This window comes from Variovorax sp. GW823-FHT04F07 (genome assembly GCF_058795995.1).
In genome coordinates this window covers 390,604-406,553 of sequence record NZ_JBXAIG010000004.1, presented here as the reverse complement: position 1 = coordinate 406,553, position 15,950 = coordinate 390,604, and the positions used below count along the sequence as shown (strand labels likewise).

Genomic DNA, 15,950 nt, shown 5'->3' with positions numbered 1-15,950 from the left:
CATGGACCTCGAAGCACGCGCCCACAGCGAGCACCCCGAGGCGCTGCGCCTCTGGCTGCGCCTGCTCACCTGCACGCAGCTGGTGGAAAAACAGGTACGCAACGGACTGCGCGCGCAGTTCGCCACCACGCTGCCGCGCTTCGATCTCATGTCGCAGCTCGAGCGCTCGCCCGACGGCCTGAAGATGAACGAGCTCTCGCGCCGCATGATGGTCACGGGCGGCAACGTCACCGGCATCACCGACCAGCTCGTGACCGAAGGGCTGGTGGAGCGCATCAACGTCGAGGGCGACCGCCGTGCCTGGCGCGTGCGCCTCACGCCGCGCGGACGCAAGCTCTTCAACGAGATGGCGCAGCAGCACGAAGACTGGATCGTCGAGGCTTTCTCGAGCCTCAACCCCAAGGAGATCGCGCAGCTTCACAAGCTGCTCGGCAAGGTCAAGCAACATTCCCACAGCAGCCAATTGGCGGAGACCGCATGAAGCACTACATCGGCGCAAGCAATCCCATGCGCGCGCAATTCGAACCCAAGGCCGACTACAAGGCCGAGCACTTTGCCTGGCGCTACGAGGCCGGCGTCGGCACCATCACGCTGAACCGCCCCGAGCGCAAGAACCCGCTGACCTTCGATTCGTACGCCGAGCTGCGCGACCTGTTCCGCGCACTGACCTACGCGACCGACGTGAAGGTGATCGTCGTCACCGGCGCTGGCGGCAACTTCTGCTCGGGCGGCGACGTGCATGAAATCATCGGCCCGCTGACCGGCATGCGCATGCCCGAGCTGCTCGAGTTCACGCGCATGACGGGCGACCTCGTGAAGGCCATCCGCAACTGCCCGCAGCCCATCGTCGGCGCGATCGACGGCGTGTGCGCCGGCGCCGGCGCGATGATCGCGCTGGCCTGCGACCTGCGCTACGGCACGCCCGCCACGCGCACCGCCTTCCTCTTCACCCGCGTGGGTCTGGCCGGCGCCGACATGGGCGCCTGCGCACTGCTGCCGCGCGTGATCGGCCAGGGCCGCGCCTCGGAGCTGCTGTTCACCGGCCGCGCCATGACCGCCGACGAAGGCCAAGCCTGGGGCTTCTTCAACGCACTGCACGACAGCGCCTCGCTGCTCGACGCCGCCACCAAGGTCGCGCGCGACCTGGCCGAAGGCCCGAGCTTCGCGCACGGCATGACCAAGACGATGCTGTCGCAGGAATGGTCGATGACCATCGACCAGGCCATCGAGGCCGAAGCGCAGGCGCAGGCGATCTGCATGCAGACCGAAGACTTCAAGCGCGCCTACGAGGCCTTCGCGGCCAAGCGCAAGCCGGTGTTCGGCGGAGACTGACGCGCATCATGATGACCAAGATCCCCGCCCCACCTTCGACCGCGCACCTCGCGCTGCCGTTCTTCGACGACGCGCACCGCGCGCTCGCCAACGACCTGCTGCCCTGGTGCGCCGCACAGGAGATCGATGAGCGCGACGACCGCGCAGCCTGCCGCGAATGGGTGCGCCGTCTCGGCGACGCCGGCTGGCTGCGTTACGCGGTGCCCGGCAGTGCCGGCGGCGCGCTCGAGCGCCTCGATTCGCGCGCGCTCGTGCTGCTGCGCGAAACGCTCGGCTACCACTCGCCACTGGCCGACTTCGCGTTCGCGATGCAGGGCCTGGGTAGCGGCGCGATCACGCTGGACGGCACACCCGAGCAGCAGTCGCAGTACTTGACGGCCGTGGGCCAGGGCAAGAAGATCGCGGCCTTCGCACTCAGCGAACCCGAGGCCGGCTCCGACGTGGCGGCGATGGCGATGCGCGCCGAGCCCACCGCCGACGGCTGGCGCCTGAACGGCGAGAAGACCTGGATCAGCAACGGCGGCATCGCCGACTTCTACTGCGTGTTCGCCAAGACCGACCCCACGGCCGGCACGCGCGGCATCACGGTGTTCATCGTCGACGCGACGACGCCGGGGCTCGACACCTCGGCCCACATCGACGTGATGGCGCCGCACCCGCTGGCCACCCTGCGCTTCGACAACTGCGTCGTGCCGCGCACGGCGCAGCTGGGCACGCTGAACGGCGGCTTCAAGCTCGCGATGCGCACGCTCGACATCTTCCGCGCGTCGGTGGCCGCGGCCGCGCTCGGCATGGGACGCCGCGCGCTGGCCGAAGCCATCGCGCATGCCAAGGGCCGCCGCATGTTCGGCCAGACGCTGGCCGACTTCCAGCTCACGCAGGCCAAGCTCGGCGAGATGGCCGCGCTGATCGACAGCGCCGCGCTGCTCACCTACCGCGCCGCCTGGATGCGCGACGACGCGGAGCGCCGCGGCGCACCGGCGGTCGGCGACGTGTCGGCTGCCGCGGCCATGGCCAAGATGTGCGCCACCGAGAACGCCAGCCGCGTGATCGACATGGCGCTGCAGATGCATGGGGGACTCGGCGTGAAGGTCGGCACCAAGATCGAAAGCCTGTACCGGGACATCCGCTCGCTGCGCATCTATGAAGGCGCGACGGAAGTCCAGCAACTGATCATCGGCAAATCCGTCTTGCGGGGGTGAAATCGTGTCTGCCCAAGTCGATCGCTTCGTTCATGACCGCCTGCCGCCTGCCGCGCAGTTGCCGGTCTTTCGCTACGACCTGCCCGAGCTGCAGTTCCCCGACCAGTTGAACCTGGTCGAGGAGCTGCTGGACAAGGCGGTCGCCAAGGGCTTCGGCGACAAGCCGATGCTGCGCTCGCCCGCCGGCGTGCTCACCTACGCCCAGGCGGGCGTCGAGGTGAACCGCATCGCCCAGGTGCTGGTCGAGGATCTCGGACTCGTGCCCGGCAACCGCGTGCTGCTGCGCGGCGGCAACTCGGTGTGGATGGCGCTGTCGTGGCTGGCCGTGGTCAAGGCCGGGCTGATCGCGGTGGCGACGATGCCGCTGCTGCGCGCCAAGGAACTCGGCGAGATCATCGAGAAATCGCAGCCCGTGGCCGCGCTGTGCGAAGGTCGCCTGCTCGACGAGCTGGTGGCCGCGCAGCAGGCGCACCCCGTGCTCGCGACGGTGATCGCATTCAACCAGCCCGATGCACCCGATTCGCTGTCGGCGCGCGCGGCAAGCAAGAGCGGTGTGTTCCAGGCCTGCCCCACGGCGGCCGACGACATCGCGCTGCTCGCCTTCACCTCGGGCACCACCGGCAAGCCCAAGGCGCCCGTCACCACGCACCGCGACGTGGTCGCCATGTGCCAGACCTGGCCGCGCCACGTGCTGCGCGCGCGCAGCGACGACATCGTGGTCGGCACGCCGCCGCTGGCCTTCACCTTCGGGCTCGGCGGCTTGCTGGTCTTCCCGATGTGGGCCGGTGCGTCGGTGTACTTTCCCGACGGCGCCTTCTCGCCCGAAGCACTCGTGAAGCTCATCAACGAGGTCGGTGCAACCATCTGCTACACCGCGCCCACCTTCTATCGCCAGATGGCGCCCTTCGTCCGGCAGCATGGGGCGCCGAGCCTGCGCATCTGCGTGAGCGCAGGCGAGGCGCTTCCCGACGCCACGCGCCAACTCTGGAAGGAGACCACCGGCGTCGAGATGCTCGACGGCATCGGCGGCACCGAGGTGTTCCACATCTACATCTCGGCCGCCGGCGACGAAGTGCGCCGCGGCGCCGTCGGCAAGGCGGTGCCGGGGTTCACCGCCAAGGTGGTGGACGACCAGGGCAACGAAGTGCCGCGCGGCACGGTCGGCAAGCTGGCGCTGCAAGGCCCGGTCGGCTGCCGCTACCTCGACGATCCGCGCCAGGGCGACTATGTGAAGAACGGCTGGAACTATCCCGGCGACTCCTTCGTGCAGGATGACGACGGCTACTTCTTCTATCAGGCGCGTGCGGACGACATGATCATCACGGCCGGCTACAACGTCGGCGGCCCGGAGGTGGAGGATGCGCTGCTCAAGCACCCGGCCGTGGCCGAGTGCGGTGTGATCGGTAAACCCGATACCGACCGGGGCATGATCGTGAAGGCCTTCTGCGTGCTCAAGCCCGGCAACACCGGCGACGCAGCGATGGTGAAGGCCCTCCAGGACCACGTGAAAGCCACCATCGCCCCCTTCAAGTACCCGCGGGAGATCGAGTTCGTGACGGCGCTGCCGCGCACCGAAACCGGCAAACTCCAGCGCTTCAAATTGAGACAACTCAACAGCAACACACCATCATGACGAACAAACTCATTCAGCCTCCGGGCTGGCTGCCCCCGAAGGGCTATGCAAACGGCATCGCGGCGCGCGGCACCCAGGTGTTCGTCGGCGGCCAGATCGGCTGGAATGCCCAGCAGCAGTTCGAATCCGACGACTTCATCGACCAGTGCGGCCAGGCGCTGCGCAACATCGCCGAGGTGCTGCGCGAAGCCGGTGCCGGCCCCGAGCACATGGTGCGCATGACTTGGTACGTGACGGACCGCGACGAGTACAGCCGACGCCTGTCCGAGCTCGGCCCGGTCTACCGCGATGCGCTGGGCCGCAATTTCCCGGCCATGACCTGCGTGCAGGTGGCGGCGCTGGTGGAGCACCGCGCGAAGGTGGAGATCGAGGTGACGGCGGTCATTCCGGACTGATCCTGCGCTTGGGCTGCGCGTCAGCGCAGTCGTCAGGCGCCGCTGCGGCGCGTTCTCAAGACCGGCCTCTTCGCGGGGCTGGCCCGGAAACAGAAAAGCCCTCTTCGCGAGGGCTTTTTTTGTGTCGAATTTCGACCAGGAATTTCCAAAAGAATTTGGCCAAAGAAAAAGGCCCTTTGATTTCTCAAAGGGCCTTTTAAATTGGTTGCGCGAGCAAGATTTGAACTTGCGACCTTTGGGTTATGAGCCCAACGAGCTACCAGGCTGCTCCATCGCGCGGCAAGTATAAATTATAGCTTATTCAGCGGCGTTTTGCTCAGCGCCAGCATCTTTAATTTCAGCACGGTCGACCAGTTCGACGAGCGCCATCGGAGCGTTGTCGCCCACGCGGAAACCCATCTTCAGGATGCGGGTGTAGCCGCCCGGACGCGCTGCGAAACGCGGGCCGAGTTCGCCGAAGAGCTTGACGACGCTGTCGCGGCTGCGCAGGCGGTCGAAGGCCAAGCGCTTGTTGGCGAGCGTGGGCTTCTTGGCGAGCGTGATCATCGGCTCGATGACGCGGCGCAGTTCCTTGGCCTTGGGGACCGTGGTCTTGATGACTTCGTGCTCGATGAGCGAATTCATCATGTTCTGCAGCATCGCGAGGCGGTGCGAGCTGGTGCGGTTGAGTTTGCGGAGTCCGTGTCCGTGACGCATGGTGCTTTCCTTTACTTTATAAAAACAGACAGCCGTGTCAGGTACTGTCCGGTGCACTGGCCCTTTTCAGGGGACCGATTTCTCAAAAATTCAAATCAACGCTTGTCGAGACCAGCCGGCGGCCAGCTTTCGAGCTTCATGCCAAGGGTGAGACCGCGCGAAGCGAGGACTTCCTTGATTTCGTTGAGCGACTTGCGACCCAGGTTCGGGGTCTTGAGCAGCTCGTTTTCGGTGCGCTGGATCAGGTCACCGATGTAGTAGATGTTTTCGGCCTTCAGGCAGTTGGCCGAACGCACCGTCAGTTCGAGTTCGTCGACAGGGCGCAGCAGGATCGGATCGAATTGCTGGGCGCTGCGCGGTGCGGGTGCATCGAATGCAGCGAGTTCGCCGCCTTCGAGCTGCGCAAACACGGCGAGCTGTTCAACCAGGATTTTAGCCGATGCGCGAACGGCATCTTCGGCGCTGATCGCACCGTTGGTCTCGATCTCGACCAGCAGCTTGTCCAGGTCGGTACGCTGTTCGACACGGGCGCTTTCGACGGTGTAGCTCACGCGCTTGACGGGCGAGAACGACGCGTCGAGGACGATGCGGCCGATCGACTTGGTCGGCTCGTCCGCGTAGCGGCGCATCGTGCCGGGCACGTAGCCGCGACCCTTTTCGACCTTGATCTGCATGTCGAGCTTGCCGCCTTGCGACAGGTGCGCGATCACGTGGTCGGGATTGATGATCTCGACGTCGTGCGGGGTCTGGATGTCCGATGCGAGGACCGGGCCTTCGCCGTCCTTGCGCAGGCTCAGCGTGACTTCGTCGCGGTTGTGGAGCTTGAACACCACGCCCTTGAGATTCAGCAGGATGTTGACGACATCTTCCTGCACGCCGTCGATCGACGAGTACTCATGCAGAACGCCAGCGATCGTGACTTCGGTGGCCGAGTAGCCGACCATGGACGACAGCAGAACGCGACGCAGCGCGTTGCCGAGCGTGTGGCCGTAGCCGCGCTCGAAAGGCTCGAGCGTGACCTTGGCCTTGTTGGCGGCAAGTTGCTCGACCTGGATGGTCTTGGGTTTCAGCAGGGTGGTTTGCATGCAGACTTCCTCTCAATACCCCCGGCTCGTTACACCGGTAAGGCTGGTGAAGCGCCTGATCCGCAACAGAGTGCGGAGCAGGAACGTGAACAACAATATCAATCTCCCGCCGGCGCAAGGACGCGCAGGCGGGTAGAGAAAATCAACGCGAATACAGTTCGACGATCAGCGATTCGTTGATGTCGGCTGCGAATTCGTCGCGATCCGGGACCTTCTTGAAGGTGCCTTCGGCCTTGTCGGCGTTCACATCGACCCAGGCCGGCATGCCGACTTGTTGGGCCAGTTGCAGCGCTTCGACAATGCGGTTCTGCTTCTTGGACTTTTCGCGCACGGCGATCACGTCACCGGTCTTGACCAGGTACGACGGGATGTTGACCGACTGGCCGTTCACGGTGATCGCCTTGTGCGACACGAGCTGGCGTGCTTCGGCGCGCGTCGAGCCGAAGCCCATGCGATAGACCACGTTGTCCAGGCGCGACTCGAGGATGAACAGCAGGTTGGCGCCGGTGTTGCCACGGCGGCGATCGGCTTCTTCGAAGTAGCGGCGGAATTGCTTCTCGAGCACGCCGTACATGCGCTTGACCTTCTGCTTCTCACGCAGCTGCAGACCGTAGTCGGAGGTGCGCTGACCCGAGGTGCGGCCGTGCTGGCCGGGCTTGGAGTCGAACTTGGCCTTGTCCTGGATCGAACGGCGGGCGCTCTTCAGGAACAGGTCGGTGCCTTCACGGCGGGAAAGTTTGGCCTTGGGGCCGAGGTAACGTGCCACGGTATTTCCTTGGTGTCATCTGCCGCAGTTGCCTGCGGGAGCCGTCGGCGGATGCGCCGATGGCGGTGGGCTTAGTGAAAAAACAAATGCGCAGCCGCTCGAAAGCTGGCTGCGCCTTGCGGACTGACGATCAGATGCGGCGACGCTTCTGGGGACGGCAGCCGTTGTGCGGAACGGGCGTCACGTCGGCAATGGAATTGATCCGGATGCCGAGCGCAGCCAGTGCGCGCACCGACGACTCGCGACCAGGACCGGGGCCCTTGATCTCGACGTCGAGGTTCTTGATACCTTGTTCGACAGCAGCACGGCCGGCCACTTCGGAAGCGACCTGCGCAGCGAACGGGGTCGACTTGCGCGAGCCCTTGAAGCCCTGGCCACCCGACGAAGCCCACGACAGGGCATTGCCCTGGCGATCGGTGATCGTGATGATGGTGTTGTTGAACGAGGCATGCACGTGGGCGATACCGTCCGCAACGTTCTTGCGAACCTTCTTGCGAACGCGCTGTGCGGCGTTGTTTGCAGGTGCTTTAGCCATGCTTGTCTATCCTTATTTCTTCAGGGACTGCGCAGCCTTGCGCGGACCCTTGCGGGTGCGGGCGTTGGTGCGCGTGCGCTGGCCGCGCATCGGCAGGCCGCGACGGTGACGGAAGCCGCGATAGCAGCCGATGTCCATCAAACGCTTGATGTTCATCGTCGTCTCGCGACGCAGATCGCCTTCGATCGTGAACAGAGCGATCTGGTCGCGGATCTTTTCGAGATCGGCGTCGGTCAGATCCTTGATCTTCTTCGAATATTCGATGCCGCTCGCTTCGCAGATTTGACGGGCGCGGGTGCGACCGATACCGAAAATGGCGGTCAGGCCGATTTCAGCGTGCTTGTGCGGCGGGATGTTGATGCCAGCAATACGTGCCATGTGCGTCCTCTAATACTCTTCAATCAACCCTGGCGCTGCTTGTGGCGCGGGTCGGTGCAAATCACACGCACCACACCTTTACGGCGGATGACCTTGCAATTACGGCAGATGGTTTTGACCGAAGCCGAAACTCTCATTTCATTCTCCTAAAACTGTTTAACGTGGCGGTCTACCGCCCGGACTCAATACTGAAACTCACAGCCCTACGATGTCTTGAAGTTCGCCTTCTTCAGCAGCGATTCGTACTGCTGGGACATCATGTAGTTTTGCACCTGGGCCATGAAGTCCATCGTGACGACCACGATGATCAGCAGGGAGGTACCACCGAAGTAGAACGGCACGTTGTACTTCAGGATCAGGAACTCGGGCAGCAGGCAGACGAAGGTGATGTACACCGCGCCAGCCAACGTCAGGCGAACCAGAATCTTGTCGATATAGCGAGCGGTCTGGTCACCCGGGCGAATGCCAGGAATGAACGCACCACTCTTCTTCAGGTTGTCGGCCGTTTCCTTGCTGTTGAACACGAGTGCCGTGTAGAAGAAGCAGAAGAAAACGATCGCAGCGGCGTACAGCAGCACGTAGATCGGCTCGCCCGGACGCAGTGCGCTGGCGATGTCCTTGATCCAGCGGAAGCCACCGTCACCAGCGCTGAACCAGCCCACCACCGTTGCCGGCAGCAGAATGATCGACGACGCGAAGATCGGAGGAATCACACCGGCCATGTTCAGCTTCAGGGGCAGGTGCGACGACTGACCGCCGTAGACCTTGTTGCCGACCTGGCGCCGCGCATAGTTCACGAGGATCTTGCGCTGACCGCGTTCCACGAACACCACGAAGTAGGTGACCAGCACCACGACAGCGATGATGAAGAGCGCAACGATGGGGTTCATCGCACCGGTCGTCACCAGCGAAGCCAGGCCGCCGATCGCACCGGGCAGACCGGCCGCGATACCTGCAAAGATCAGGATCGAGATGCCGTTGCCCAGGCCGCGTTCGGTGATCTGCTCGCCGAGCCACATCAGGAACATCGAACCTGCCGTCAGGCTCACCATGGCGGTCAGGCGGAAGCCGAAACCGGGGGCGATCACCAGACCAGCCGACGATTCGAGGGCCACTGCGATGCTGAACGACTGGAACAGAGCCAGGCCGAGCGCGCCATAGCGCGTGTACTGCGTGATCTTGCGGCGACCGGCCTCGCCTTCCTTCTTCAATTGCTCGAAGGTCGGAAGCACGTAGGTCATCAGCTGCATGATGATCGACGCCGAGATGTACGGCATGATCCCCAACGCGAACACGGTGAAACGCGACAGCGCCCCGCCCGAGAACATGTTGAACAGGCTCAGAATGCCGCCCTGCTGGCCCTGGAACAACGCTGCCAGCTGGTCCGGGTTGATACCCGGCACAGGAATGTGCGCGCCAATCCGGTAGACCACGAGCGCGAGCAGCAAAAAGACGAGCCGACGACGAAGGTCGCCGAACTTGCCTGTTTTTGCGATCGTTGCCGCGTTAGTTGCCACGAAGAACTTCTTTCAGTCCGATGGTGATCAGGCGAGGCTGCCGCCGGCTGCTTCGATCGCAGCCTTGGCACCAGCGGTCGCACCCACGCCCGTCAGCTTGACGGCCTTGGTGAGTTCGCCGGTCTTGATGATCTTGACGACCTTGGCGAGCTGGCCCACGAGGCCGGCTTGCTTCAGTGCCAGGACATCGACTTCGGCCAGGCCGAGCTGCTCGAGAGCAGTCAGCGTGACTTCGGCGTTGTACTTCAGCAGGTGCGACTTGAAGCCGCGCTTGGGCAGGCGACGCTGCAGCGGCATTTGACCGCCTTCGAAGCCGACCTTGTGGAAACCGCCTGCGCGCGACTTCTGGCCCTTGTGACCGCGACCTGCGGTCTTGCCGATGCCGGAGCCGATACCGCGGCCAACGCGACGCTTGGCGTGCTTGGCGCCAGCTGCCGGCTTGATGCCATTGAGTTCCATATCAGTCTCTCTTACAGAACTTTGACCAGATAACTGATCTTGTTGATCATGCCGCGCACTGCGGGCGTGTCTTGCAGCTCGCTCACGCTGTTGAGCTTGCGCAGGCCGAGGCCACGCACGGTCGCGCGATGCGATTCCTTGGTGCCGATCGGGCTCTTCACCAGCTGCACCTTGAGGGTTTGTTGTTGCGTCATTTGAATGCTTCCTTCAGCCTTGCGAGAGCTTGCGCTCAGGCGAAGATTTCTTCGACGGTGAGACCGCGCTTGGCGGCCACTTGGCCGGCCGTCGTCGAGTTCTTCAACCCGTCGAGCGTGGCGCGAACCATGTTGTAGGGGTTCGACGAACCATGGCTCTTGGCCACGATGTCGGTGATGCCCATGACTTCGAACACGGCGCGCATCGGGCCGCCGGCGATGATGCCGGTACCCTTGGGAGCCGGGTACATCACGACGGTGGCAGCACCGTGGTGACCTTGCACCTGGTGGTGCAGCGTACCGTTCTTGATCGGAGCCTTGAACAGGTTGCGGCGGGCTTCTTCCATTGCCTTCTGCACGGCAGCAGGCACTTCCTTGGACTTGCCCTTGCCCATGCCGACGCGGCCATCGCCGTCACCGACCACGGTCAGTGCTGCGAAACCGAGGATACGACCACCCTTCACCACCTTGGTGACGCGGTTGATCGCGATCATCTTCTCGCGCAGACCGTCCTCAGGACCTTCGTTCTGCGTTCTTGCTTGAATCTTTGCCATTTTGAATCTCGTGTCCGATTAGAACTGCAGACCGGCTTCGCGGGCTGCCTCGGCCAGCGCCTTGACGCGGCCGTGGTAGGCGAAACCTGCGCGATCGAAAGCGACCTTCTCGACGCCGGCAGCCTTCGCCTTTTCAGCGATGCGCTTGCCGATGGCCGTGGCAGCGGCGGCATTGCCACCCTTGCCCGAGGCGCCGAGTGCTGCGCGCACTTCGGCTTCGGCGGTCGATGCGGTTGCGATCACCTTGGTGCCGTCGTCGGAGATGACGGTGGCATAGATGTGCAGGTTGGTGCGGTTCACCGTGAGGCGAGCCACGCCCTGCGTCGCAATGCGGATGCGGGTCTGGCGCGAGCGGCGAAGACGCTGTGCTTTTTTGGTCAACATCATTTTGCTGCCCCTTACTTCTTCTTGGTCTCTTTGATCACGATCTTCTCGTCCGCATAGCGGATGCCCTTGCCCTTGTAGGGCTCTGGCGGACGAACAGCGCGGATCTCAGCGGCGATCTGGCCGACGCGTTGACGGTCAGCGCCCTTGATCACCACTTCGGTCGGGGTCGCGGTGGTCACCGTGATGCCTTGCGGCATGTCGATGTTGACCGGGTGCGAGTAACCGACTTGCAGGTTCAGCTTGGCGCCGGACGCTGCAGCCTTGTAGCCGACGCCGACCAGGTTCAGCTTCTTCTCGAAGCCCTTGGTCACGCCAACCACCATGTTGTTCACCAGCTGGCGAATCGTGCCGCTCATCGCATTCGCTTCACGCGAATCGTTGGCGGGCTCGAAGCTCAGCTTGCCGTCCTTGTTGACGACATTCACCAGCGCGTTGCGAGCCAGGCTGAGCGTGCCGCCCGTGCCCTTGACGCTGATCTGGTCTTCCTTGATCGACACATCCACGCCTGCGGGGATGGCGACCGGCATTTTTCCTACTCGGGACATTTCAGTAACTCCTCGATGTCTCGGTTAGGCGACGTAGCACAGAACTTCGCCGCCGACACCGGTGGCGCGCGCCTTGCGGTCGGTCATCACGCCCTTGGGGGTCGTGACGATCGCAACGCCGAGGCCGTTCTGGACTTGCGGAATGGAAGTGCTGGCCTTGTAGACGCGCAGGCCGGGGCGGCTCACGCGCTCAATGCGCTCGATGACCGGACGGCCAGCGTAGTACTTCAGCGAGATTTCAAGTTCGCTCTTGCCGGCTTCGGTCTTGACCTGGAAGCCGTCGATGTAGCCCTCGTCCTTCAGGACTTGTGCGATCGCGATCTTCACCTTGGAAGACGGGACCGACACGGTGGGCTTCGCCACCATCTGCGCGTTACGGATACGCGTCAGCAGGTCGGCAATGGGATCACTCATGCTCATGTTGTTTGCTCCTGCCTGGCTTACCAGCTGGCCTTGGTGACACCGGGGATGTCGCCGTTGAAAGCCAGTTCGCGGATCTTGGCGCGGGCCAGACCGAATTGACGGAAGGTGCCACGGGGGCGACCGGTGATTTCGCAACGGTTGCGCTGGCGCGTGGGGTTCGCGTTGCGCGGGAGCTTCTGCAGGGCCAGGCGGGCCGCTGCGCGCTCTTCGTCGCTCTTCTTCGCGTCGTTGGAAGTTGCCTTCAGTTCTGCGTGCTTCGCAGCGAACTTGGCAACCAGCTTGTCGCGCTTGAGTTCGCGCTGGATCAAAGATGCTTTAGCCACAGATCACCTCAGTTCTTGAACGGGAAACGGAAGCCAGCGAGAAGCGCCTTGGCTTCTTCGTCGGTCTTAGCCGTCGTCGTGATGCTGATATTGAGACCGCGCAGGGCGTCGACCTTGTCGTACTCGATCTCAGGGAAAATGATCTGCTCTTTGACGCCGATGTTGTAGTTGCCACGGCCGTCGAATGCGCGACCCGAGATACCGCGGAAGTCACGCACGCGGGGCAGGGCCACGGTGACGAAACGGTCCAGGAACTCGTACATGTGCACGCCACGCAGCGTGACCATGCAGCCGATCGGCTGGTTTTCGCGGATCTTGAAGCCGGCAATGGCCTTCTTCGACTTGGTAACCACGGGCTTCTGGCCAGCGATCTTGGTCAGGTCGGCGACGGCGTTGTCGAGGACCTTCTTGTCGGCGACTGCCTCACCCACACCCATGTTCAGGGTGATCTTGGTGAGACGCGGAACTTGCATCGGCGACTTGTAGCCGAACTTTTCCGTCAGGTCTTTCGCGATCTTTTCGCGATAGTGTTGTTGGAGACGTGCCATGTGAGTACCTCTTAGGCGAACTTGATTTCGTCGCCGCTCGACTTGAAGACGCGAACAGCCACGCGCTTGCCGTCGGCACCTTGGGTGACCTTGATGCCCACGCGATCGGCCTTGCCGGTCGCAGCATTGAAGATCGCCACGTTGGATTGGTGGATCGGCATGGTCTTCTCGACGATGCCACCGGTCGTACCCTTGAGGGGGTTCGGCTTGGTGTGCTTCTTGACGAGGTTGATGCCGTCGACGATCACATGCGAATCGTCTGCGCGCAGCGACACGACGCCGCGCTTGCCCTTGTCACGACCGGCCAACACGATGACCTGGTCGCCTTTGCGAATCTTGTTCATGGCGTTGTGTCCTTAGAGAACTTCGGGTGCCAGCGACACGATCTTCATGAACTTCTCGGTGCGCAGTTCGCGCGTGACCGGTCCGAAGATGCGGGTGCCGATGGGCTCCAGCTTGGCGTTGAGCAGCACGGCGGCATTGCCGTCGAACTTGACGAGCGAACCGTCAGCACGACGGATGCCCTTGGCGGTGCGGACCACCACTGCGCTGTAGATCTCGCCCTTCTTGACGCGACCACGCGGAGCGGCTTCCTTGATGCTGACCTTGATGACGTCGCCCACGCTGGCGTAACGCCGCTTGGAGCCACCGAGCACCTTGATACACAGGACGGATTTCGCGCCCGTGTTGTCGGCCACTTCGAGCCGGGATTCAGTTTGGATCATTTCTTGATATTCCCAACTTGTACCGATGAGCCTCCAGGAGGGAGACACCGCGGTCAGTCTTGGGCCCGTCGTCCACGCCTCGAACCACTCGAGACGCTTCCGCTTTGGGCTGAAAGCTTCGCCTTTTGAAAGCGAAGCCCGCGATTGTGGCACCCATGCCGGGCGATGTCAACTGCCTCATCACGCGAACTTCGGCAGCCGCTAGACTTTGTGGCGTGCGCGCCCCCAACCACCCCCTCGTTTCGCCGCCTTCCCTGCTGCGCCGACGCCTGCTGGCGGGCGGCGCGGGCCTGCTCGGGCTGGGATCGCTGGGGCTTGCGGGTTGCCGCAGCGCAACACCGGCGCCGGACACCGGCCGGCTGCAGCGCCTGGGGGAAGCCCGCTGGGCGCACCGACGCTCTATAGAGAACACCACGGCGGGCGGCCTGTCGGGCATCGACTACGACCCCGTCAAAGGTGAGTACCTGCTTCTCAGTGATGACCGGTCAGACCTGAGCCCCGTGCGCTGCTACACCGCACGTTGGCCCCAGCCGGCCGACGCAGCCCCCGAGCCCACCGGCGTTGTCCAGCTGCAACGCCCCGGCGGCGGCCCCTGGCCCGGTCGGCGCCACGCGGTCGACGGCCTGCCCGTGCCCGACCCTGAGGCCCTGCGCCTGCGCCCCTCGGCCGGCACCCTGCTCTGGACCAGCGAAGGCGACCTGGCCCGCGGCTTCGGCCCCGCCCTGTATGAATCGGCGCGCGATGGTCGCTTCCTGCGCGAATTCGCCCTGCCGGCGATGTTCGCCCCGGACCCGGCCCAGCGCCGCGGCCCGCGCGACAACCAGACACTCGAGGGCCTGGCCCTCACGCCCGACGACCGGTCGGCCTGGCTCGCGATGGAAAACGCCCTGGTCCAGGACGGCCCCGTCCCGACCACCACCGCCCCCGGCGGCCCTTGCCGCTTCACCCAGGTCGACCTCGCGACCGGCCGCGCCGTGCGCCAGATCGCCTATGTGCCCGACGCCATCCCGCTGCGCCCGCTGGTGCCGGGCACCTACGCCGACAACGGCGTGAGCGAGGTGCTGATGCTCGACACCCACCGCATGCTGGTGCTGGAGCGGGCCTACGCCACCGGCGCCGGCAATTCGCTGCGCCTGTATGAAATAGACACCCGGGCCGCCGACGACGTGCTCGCCATCGACGCCCTCGCCCCCGGCAACCACCGGCCGGCCGCCAAGACGCTCGTGGCCGACTTCGCCACCCTGGGCCTCTCGCGCCTCGACAACACCGAGGGCATGTGCTGGGGCCCACCGCTGCCCGACGGCCGCCGCCTGCTGGTGGTCGTGAGCGACGACAATTTCAACCCACTGCAAGTGACGCAGTTCGCCGCCTTCGCCTACACCGACCGACCATGACCATCGCCGTGACCTTCCTGCCCCGCACCGCGCCGGGCCCCCTGCCCCCCATCGCCTTCATCGGCGGCGGCAACATGGCCAGTGCCATCATCGGCGGCCTGATCCAGCAAGGCGTCGCGGCCGACAACTTCGAAGTGGTCGAGCCGTTCGAGGAAGCTCGCACCAGGCTGGCCCAGTCCTACGGCATCGTCGCCAGGGCCGAGGCCAGCGAGGCCCTCGCGCGCTGCGCCGTGGTGGTGTGGGCGGTCAAGCCCCAGACCTTTGCCGAAGCCGCCCGTCCGGTGCGCGCCTTTGCCGGCGACGCCCTGCACCTGAGCGTGGCGGCGGGCATCCCGTCCGACAGCATCGCCCGCTGGCTCGGCACCGAGCGCGTGGTGCGCGCCATGCCCAACACGCCGGCCCTGGTCGGCAAGGGCATGACCGGCCTCTTCGCGCGGCCGGGCGTCGAAAGCGCCGACCGCGCACGCGTCGGCCAGCTGCTGGCACCGACCGGCGAGCTGATCTGGGTCGACGCCGAGCCCGCGCTCGACGCAGTGACCGCCATGTCGGGCTCCGGCCCGGCCTACGTGTTCTATTTCATCGAGGCGATGACCGAGGCCGGCGTCGAGATGGGCCTCACGCCCGACCAGGCCCAGCGGCTGGCCATCGGCACCTTCACCGGCGCCTCGGCGCTGGCGCACAGTGCGACCGAGCCGCCGTCGGTGCTGCGCGAACGCGTGACCTCCAAGGGCGGCACGACCTACGCGGCCCTGAGCGCGCTCGAAGCCTCGGATGTGAAGGGCCAGTTCAAGACCGCCATCCGCGCGGCGCAGAAGCGCGCGGCCGAGCTGGGCGAGGAATTCGGGCGCGGCTGACCCGA

24 protein-coding genes and 1 tRNA gene are annotated in these 15,950 nt (G+C 64.5%); 7 read left to right on the top strand and 18 right to left on the bottom strand.

The genetic code is table 11. From position 1 onward, the window contains the following. Position 1: 1 nt before the first annotated feature. Genes AC1RAA_RS21000 through AC1RAA_RS20980 form a run of 5 tightly spaced genes read left to right on the top strand, consistent with a single transcriptional unit; the run spans position 2 to position 4,562 of the window. Entirely contained in the window at positions 2-481 is a 480-nt protein-coding gene (locus tag AC1RAA_RS21000) for a MarR family winged helix-turn-helix transcriptional regulator (RefSeq protein ID WP_056576953.1), read from the top strand. Continuing rightward, positions 478-1,332, top strand: coding sequence for an enoyl-CoA hydratase family protein (locus AC1RAA_RS20995; RefSeq protein ID WP_354347742.1), 855 nt, complete (start codon positions 478-480; stop codon positions 1,330-1,332). Before AC1RAA_RS21000 ends, AC1RAA_RS20995 begins: the two co-directional genes overlap by 4 nt. Before the next feature lie 8 nt (positions 1,333-1,340). Further along, entirely contained in the window at positions 1,341-2,534 is a 1,194-nt protein-coding gene (locus tag AC1RAA_RS20990; RefSeq protein ID WP_139700616.1) for an acyl-CoA dehydrogenase family protein, read from the top strand. Between the two features lie 4 nt (positions 2,535-2,538). After that, a complete protein-coding gene (locus tag AC1RAA_RS20985) occupies positions 2,539-4,167 on the top strand; it encodes an AMP-binding protein (protein ID WP_492730416.1) in 1,629 nt (542 codons plus the stop codon). After that, on the top strand, positions 4,164-4,562 hold the full coding sequence (locus AC1RAA_RS20980) for a RidA family protein (RefSeq protein ID WP_056576966.1): 399 nt from the start codon (positions 4,164-4,166) through the stop codon (positions 4,560-4,562). The genes AC1RAA_RS20985 and AC1RAA_RS20980 overlap by 4 nt, the downstream gene beginning before the upstream one ends. Positions 4,563-4,764: 202 nt before the next feature. On the opposite strand, the gene AC1RAA_RS20975 is transcribed toward AC1RAA_RS20980, so the two are convergent. The 18 genes from AC1RAA_RS20975 to rplN all read right to left on the bottom strand — a co-directional run bounded on the left by AC1RAA_RS20975 (position 4,765) and on the right by rplN (position 13,697). After that, positions 4,765-4,841: transfer RNA gene (locus tag AC1RAA_RS20975), tRNA-Met, on the bottom strand. 18 nt (positions 4,842-4,859) lie between these two features. After that, positions 4,860-5,258: a 50S ribosomal protein L17 gene (gene rplQ, locus AC1RAA_RS20970; RefSeq protein WP_056576970.1), complete on the bottom strand. Its 399-nt coding sequence runs from the start codon at positions 5,256-5,258 to the stop codon at positions 4,860-4,862. A gap of 95 nt (positions 5,259-5,353) precedes the next feature. Continuing rightward, positions 5,354-6,343, bottom strand: a complete 990-nt coding sequence (locus tag AC1RAA_RS20965; RefSeq protein ID WP_056576973.1) for a DNA-directed RNA polymerase subunit alpha — start codon at positions 6,341-6,343, stop codon at positions 5,354-5,356. A gap of 142 nt (positions 6,344-6,485) precedes the next feature. Continuing rightward, the gene (gene rpsD / locus AC1RAA_RS20960) at positions 6,486-7,109 is read right to left on the bottom strand and encodes a 30S ribosomal protein S4 (protein ID WP_056576976.1); all 624 of its coding nucleotides are present in this window, start codon (positions 7,107-7,109) and stop codon (positions 6,486-6,488) included. A 130-nt stretch (positions 7,110-7,239) separates the two neighbouring features. Further along, positions 7,240-7,644, bottom strand: coding sequence for a 30S ribosomal protein S11 (gene rpsK, locus AC1RAA_RS20955; RefSeq protein ID WP_009124825.1), 405 nt, complete (start codon positions 7,642-7,644; stop codon positions 7,240-7,242). A 12-nt stretch (positions 7,645-7,656) separates the two neighbouring features. Continuing rightward, the gene (rpsM, locus tag AC1RAA_RS20950) at positions 7,657-8,022 is read right to left on the bottom strand and encodes a 30S ribosomal protein S13 (protein WP_013544105.1); all 366 of its coding nucleotides are present in this window, start codon (positions 8,020-8,022) and stop codon (positions 7,657-7,659) included. A 23-nt stretch (positions 8,023-8,045) separates the two neighbouring features. Next, entirely contained in the window at positions 8,046-8,159 is a 114-nt protein-coding gene (gene rpmJ / locus AC1RAA_RS20945) for a 50S ribosomal protein L36 (RefSeq protein ID WP_013544106.1), read from the bottom strand. Between the two features lie 66 nt (positions 8,160-8,225). Then, on the bottom strand, positions 8,226-9,539 hold the full coding sequence (gene secY, locus AC1RAA_RS20940; protein ID WP_056576979.1) for a preprotein translocase subunit SecY: 1,314 nt from the start codon (positions 9,537-9,539) through the stop codon (positions 8,226-8,228). A gap of 27 nt (positions 9,540-9,566) precedes the next feature. After that, positions 9,567-9,998, bottom strand: coding sequence for a 50S ribosomal protein L15 (gene rplO, locus AC1RAA_RS20935; RefSeq protein WP_056576982.1), 432 nt, complete (start codon positions 9,996-9,998; stop codon positions 9,567-9,569). 11 nt (positions 9,999-10,009) lie between these two features. Further along, positions 10,010-10,192 (bottom strand): 50S ribosomal protein L30, encoded by a 183-nt coding sequence (gene rpmD / locus AC1RAA_RS20930; RefSeq protein WP_019653974.1) that lies wholly within the window; start codon positions 10,190-10,192, stop codon positions 10,010-10,012. Between the two features lie 35 nt (positions 10,193-10,227). After that, the gene (gene rpsE, locus AC1RAA_RS20925) at positions 10,228-10,746 is read right to left on the bottom strand and encodes a 30S ribosomal protein S5 (protein WP_056576983.1); all 519 of its coding nucleotides are present in this window, start codon (positions 10,744-10,746) and stop codon (positions 10,228-10,230) included. Positions 10,747-10,764: 18 nt separating this feature from the next. Further along, positions 10,765-11,130 carry a 50S ribosomal protein L18 gene (rplR, locus tag AC1RAA_RS20920; RefSeq protein WP_056577252.1) on the bottom strand — a complete coding sequence of 122 codons (366 nt, stop codon included), beginning with the start codon at positions 11,128-11,130 and terminating at the stop codon, positions 10,765-10,767. Positions 11,131-11,144: 14 nt separating this feature from the next. Then, complete coding sequence (rplF, locus tag AC1RAA_RS20915; protein WP_062474819.1) at positions 11,145-11,678, bottom strand: 50S ribosomal protein L6; 534 nt, start codon at positions 11,676-11,678, stop codon at positions 11,145-11,147. Positions 11,679-11,702: 24 nt separating this feature from the next. Continuing rightward, complete coding sequence (gene rpsH, locus AC1RAA_RS20910; RefSeq protein WP_062474816.1) at positions 11,703-12,098, bottom strand: 30S ribosomal protein S8; 396 nt, start codon at positions 12,096-12,098, stop codon at positions 11,703-11,705. 20 nt (positions 12,099-12,118) lie between these two features. After that, positions 12,119-12,424: a 30S ribosomal protein S14 gene (rpsN, locus tag AC1RAA_RS20905; RefSeq protein WP_056576989.1), complete on the bottom strand. Its 306-nt coding sequence runs from the start codon at positions 12,422-12,424 to the stop codon at positions 12,119-12,121. 8 nt (positions 12,425-12,432) lie between these two features. Next, entirely contained in the window at positions 12,433-12,972 is a 540-nt protein-coding gene (rplE, locus tag AC1RAA_RS20900) for a 50S ribosomal protein L5 (protein ID WP_056576993.1), read from the bottom strand. A gap of 11 nt (positions 12,973-12,983) precedes the next feature. Further along, entirely contained in the window at positions 12,984-13,316 is a 333-nt protein-coding gene (gene rplX, locus AC1RAA_RS20895) for a 50S ribosomal protein L24 (protein WP_062474813.1), read from the bottom strand. A 12-nt stretch (positions 13,317-13,328) separates the two neighbouring features. Continuing rightward, on the bottom strand, positions 13,329-13,697 hold the full coding sequence (rplN, locus tag AC1RAA_RS20890) for a 50S ribosomal protein L14 (RefSeq protein WP_009124801.1): 369 nt from the start codon (positions 13,695-13,697) through the stop codon (positions 13,329-13,331). Between the two features lie 215 nt (positions 13,698-13,912). Here rplN and AC1RAA_RS20885 point away from each other — a divergent pair, with 215 nt between their 5' ends. Beyond that, positions 13,913-15,091, top strand: a complete 1,179-nt coding sequence (locus AC1RAA_RS20885) for an esterase-like activity of phytase family protein (RefSeq protein ID WP_492730412.1) — start codon at positions 13,913-13,915, stop codon at positions 15,089-15,091. After that, a complete protein-coding gene (gene proC, locus AC1RAA_RS20880; RefSeq protein WP_095950393.1) occupies positions 15,088-15,945 on the top strand; it encodes a pyrroline-5-carboxylate reductase in 858 nt (285 codons plus the stop codon). The genes AC1RAA_RS20885 and proC overlap by 4 nt, the downstream gene beginning before the upstream one ends. The last annotated feature ends 5 nt before the right edge of the window (positions 15,946-15,950 follow it).

What these genes read in the sequence shown, in the direction of transcription:
- AC1RAA_RS20965 (WP_056576973.1), bottom strand. Translation starts at nt 6,343, where the DNA reads ATGCAAACCACCCTGCTGAAACCCAAGACCATCCAGGTCGAGCAACTT.
- AC1RAA_RS20990 (WP_139700616.1), top strand. Translation starts at nt 1,341, where the DNA reads ATGATGACCAAGATCCCCGCCCCACCTTCGACCGCGCACCTCGCGCTG.
- rplX (WP_062474813.1), bottom strand. Translation starts at nt 13,316, where the DNA reads ATGAACAAGATTCGCAAAGGCGACCAGGTCATCGTGTTGGCCGGTCGT.
- rplQ (WP_056576970.1), bottom strand. Translation starts at nt 5,258, where the DNA reads ATGCGTCACGGACACGGACTCCGCAAACTCAACCGCACCAGCTCGCAC.
- rpsM (WP_013544105.1), bottom strand. Translation starts at nt 8,022, where the DNA reads ATGGCACGTATTGCTGGCATCAACATCCCGCCGCACAAGCACGCTGAA.
- AC1RAA_RS21000 (WP_056576953.1), top strand. Translation starts at nt 2, where the DNA reads ATGGACCTCGAAGCACGCGCCCACAGCGAGCACCCCGAGGCGCTGCGC.
- proC (WP_095950393.1), top strand. Translation starts at nt 15,088, where the DNA reads ATGACCATCGCCGTGACCTTCCTGCCCCGCACCGCGCCGGGCCCCCTG.
- rpsE (WP_056576983.1), bottom strand. Translation starts at nt 10,746, where the DNA reads ATGGCAAAGATTCAAGCAAGAACGCAGAACGAAGGTCCTGAGGACGGT.
- rplE (WP_056576993.1), bottom strand. Translation starts at nt 12,972, where the DNA reads ATGGCACGTCTCCAACAACACTATCGCGAAAAGATCGCGAAAGACCTG.
- rpsK (WP_009124825.1), bottom strand. Translation starts at nt 7,644, where the DNA reads ATGGCTAAAGCACCTGCAAACAACGCCGCACAGCGCGTTCGCAAGAAG.
- rpmJ (WP_013544106.1), bottom strand. Translation starts at nt 8,159, where the DNA reads ATGAGAGTTTCGGCTTCGGTCAAAACCATCTGCCGTAATTGCAAGGTC.
- rplN (WP_009124801.1), bottom strand. Translation starts at nt 13,697, where the DNA reads ATGATCCAAACTGAATCCCGGCTCGAAGTGGCCGACAACACGGGCGCG.
- rplO (WP_056576982.1), bottom strand. Translation starts at nt 9,998, where the DNA reads ATGGAACTCAATGGCATCAAGCCGGCAGCTGGCGCCAAGCACGCCAAG.
- AC1RAA_RS20980 (WP_056576966.1), top strand. Translation starts at nt 4,164, where the DNA reads ATGACGAACAAACTCATTCAGCCTCCGGGCTGGCTGCCCCCGAAGGGC.
- AC1RAA_RS20995 (WP_354347742.1), top strand. Translation starts at nt 478, where the DNA reads ATGAAGCACTACATCGGCGCAAGCAATCCCATGCGCGCGCAATTCGAA.
- rpmD (WP_019653974.1), bottom strand. Translation starts at nt 10,192, where the DNA reads ATGACGCAACAACAAACCCTCAAGGTGCAGCTGGTGAAGAGCCCGATC.
- rpsH (WP_062474816.1), bottom strand. Translation starts at nt 12,098, where the DNA reads ATGAGCATGAGTGATCCCATTGCCGACCTGCTGACGCGTATCCGTAAC.
- rplR (WP_056577252.1), bottom strand. Translation starts at nt 11,130, where the DNA reads ATGTTGACCAAAAAAGCACAGCGTCTTCGCCGCTCGCGCCAGACCCGC.
- rplF (WP_062474819.1), bottom strand. Translation starts at nt 11,678, where the DNA reads ATGTCCCGAGTAGGAAAAATGCCGGTCGCCATCCCCGCAGGCGTGGAT.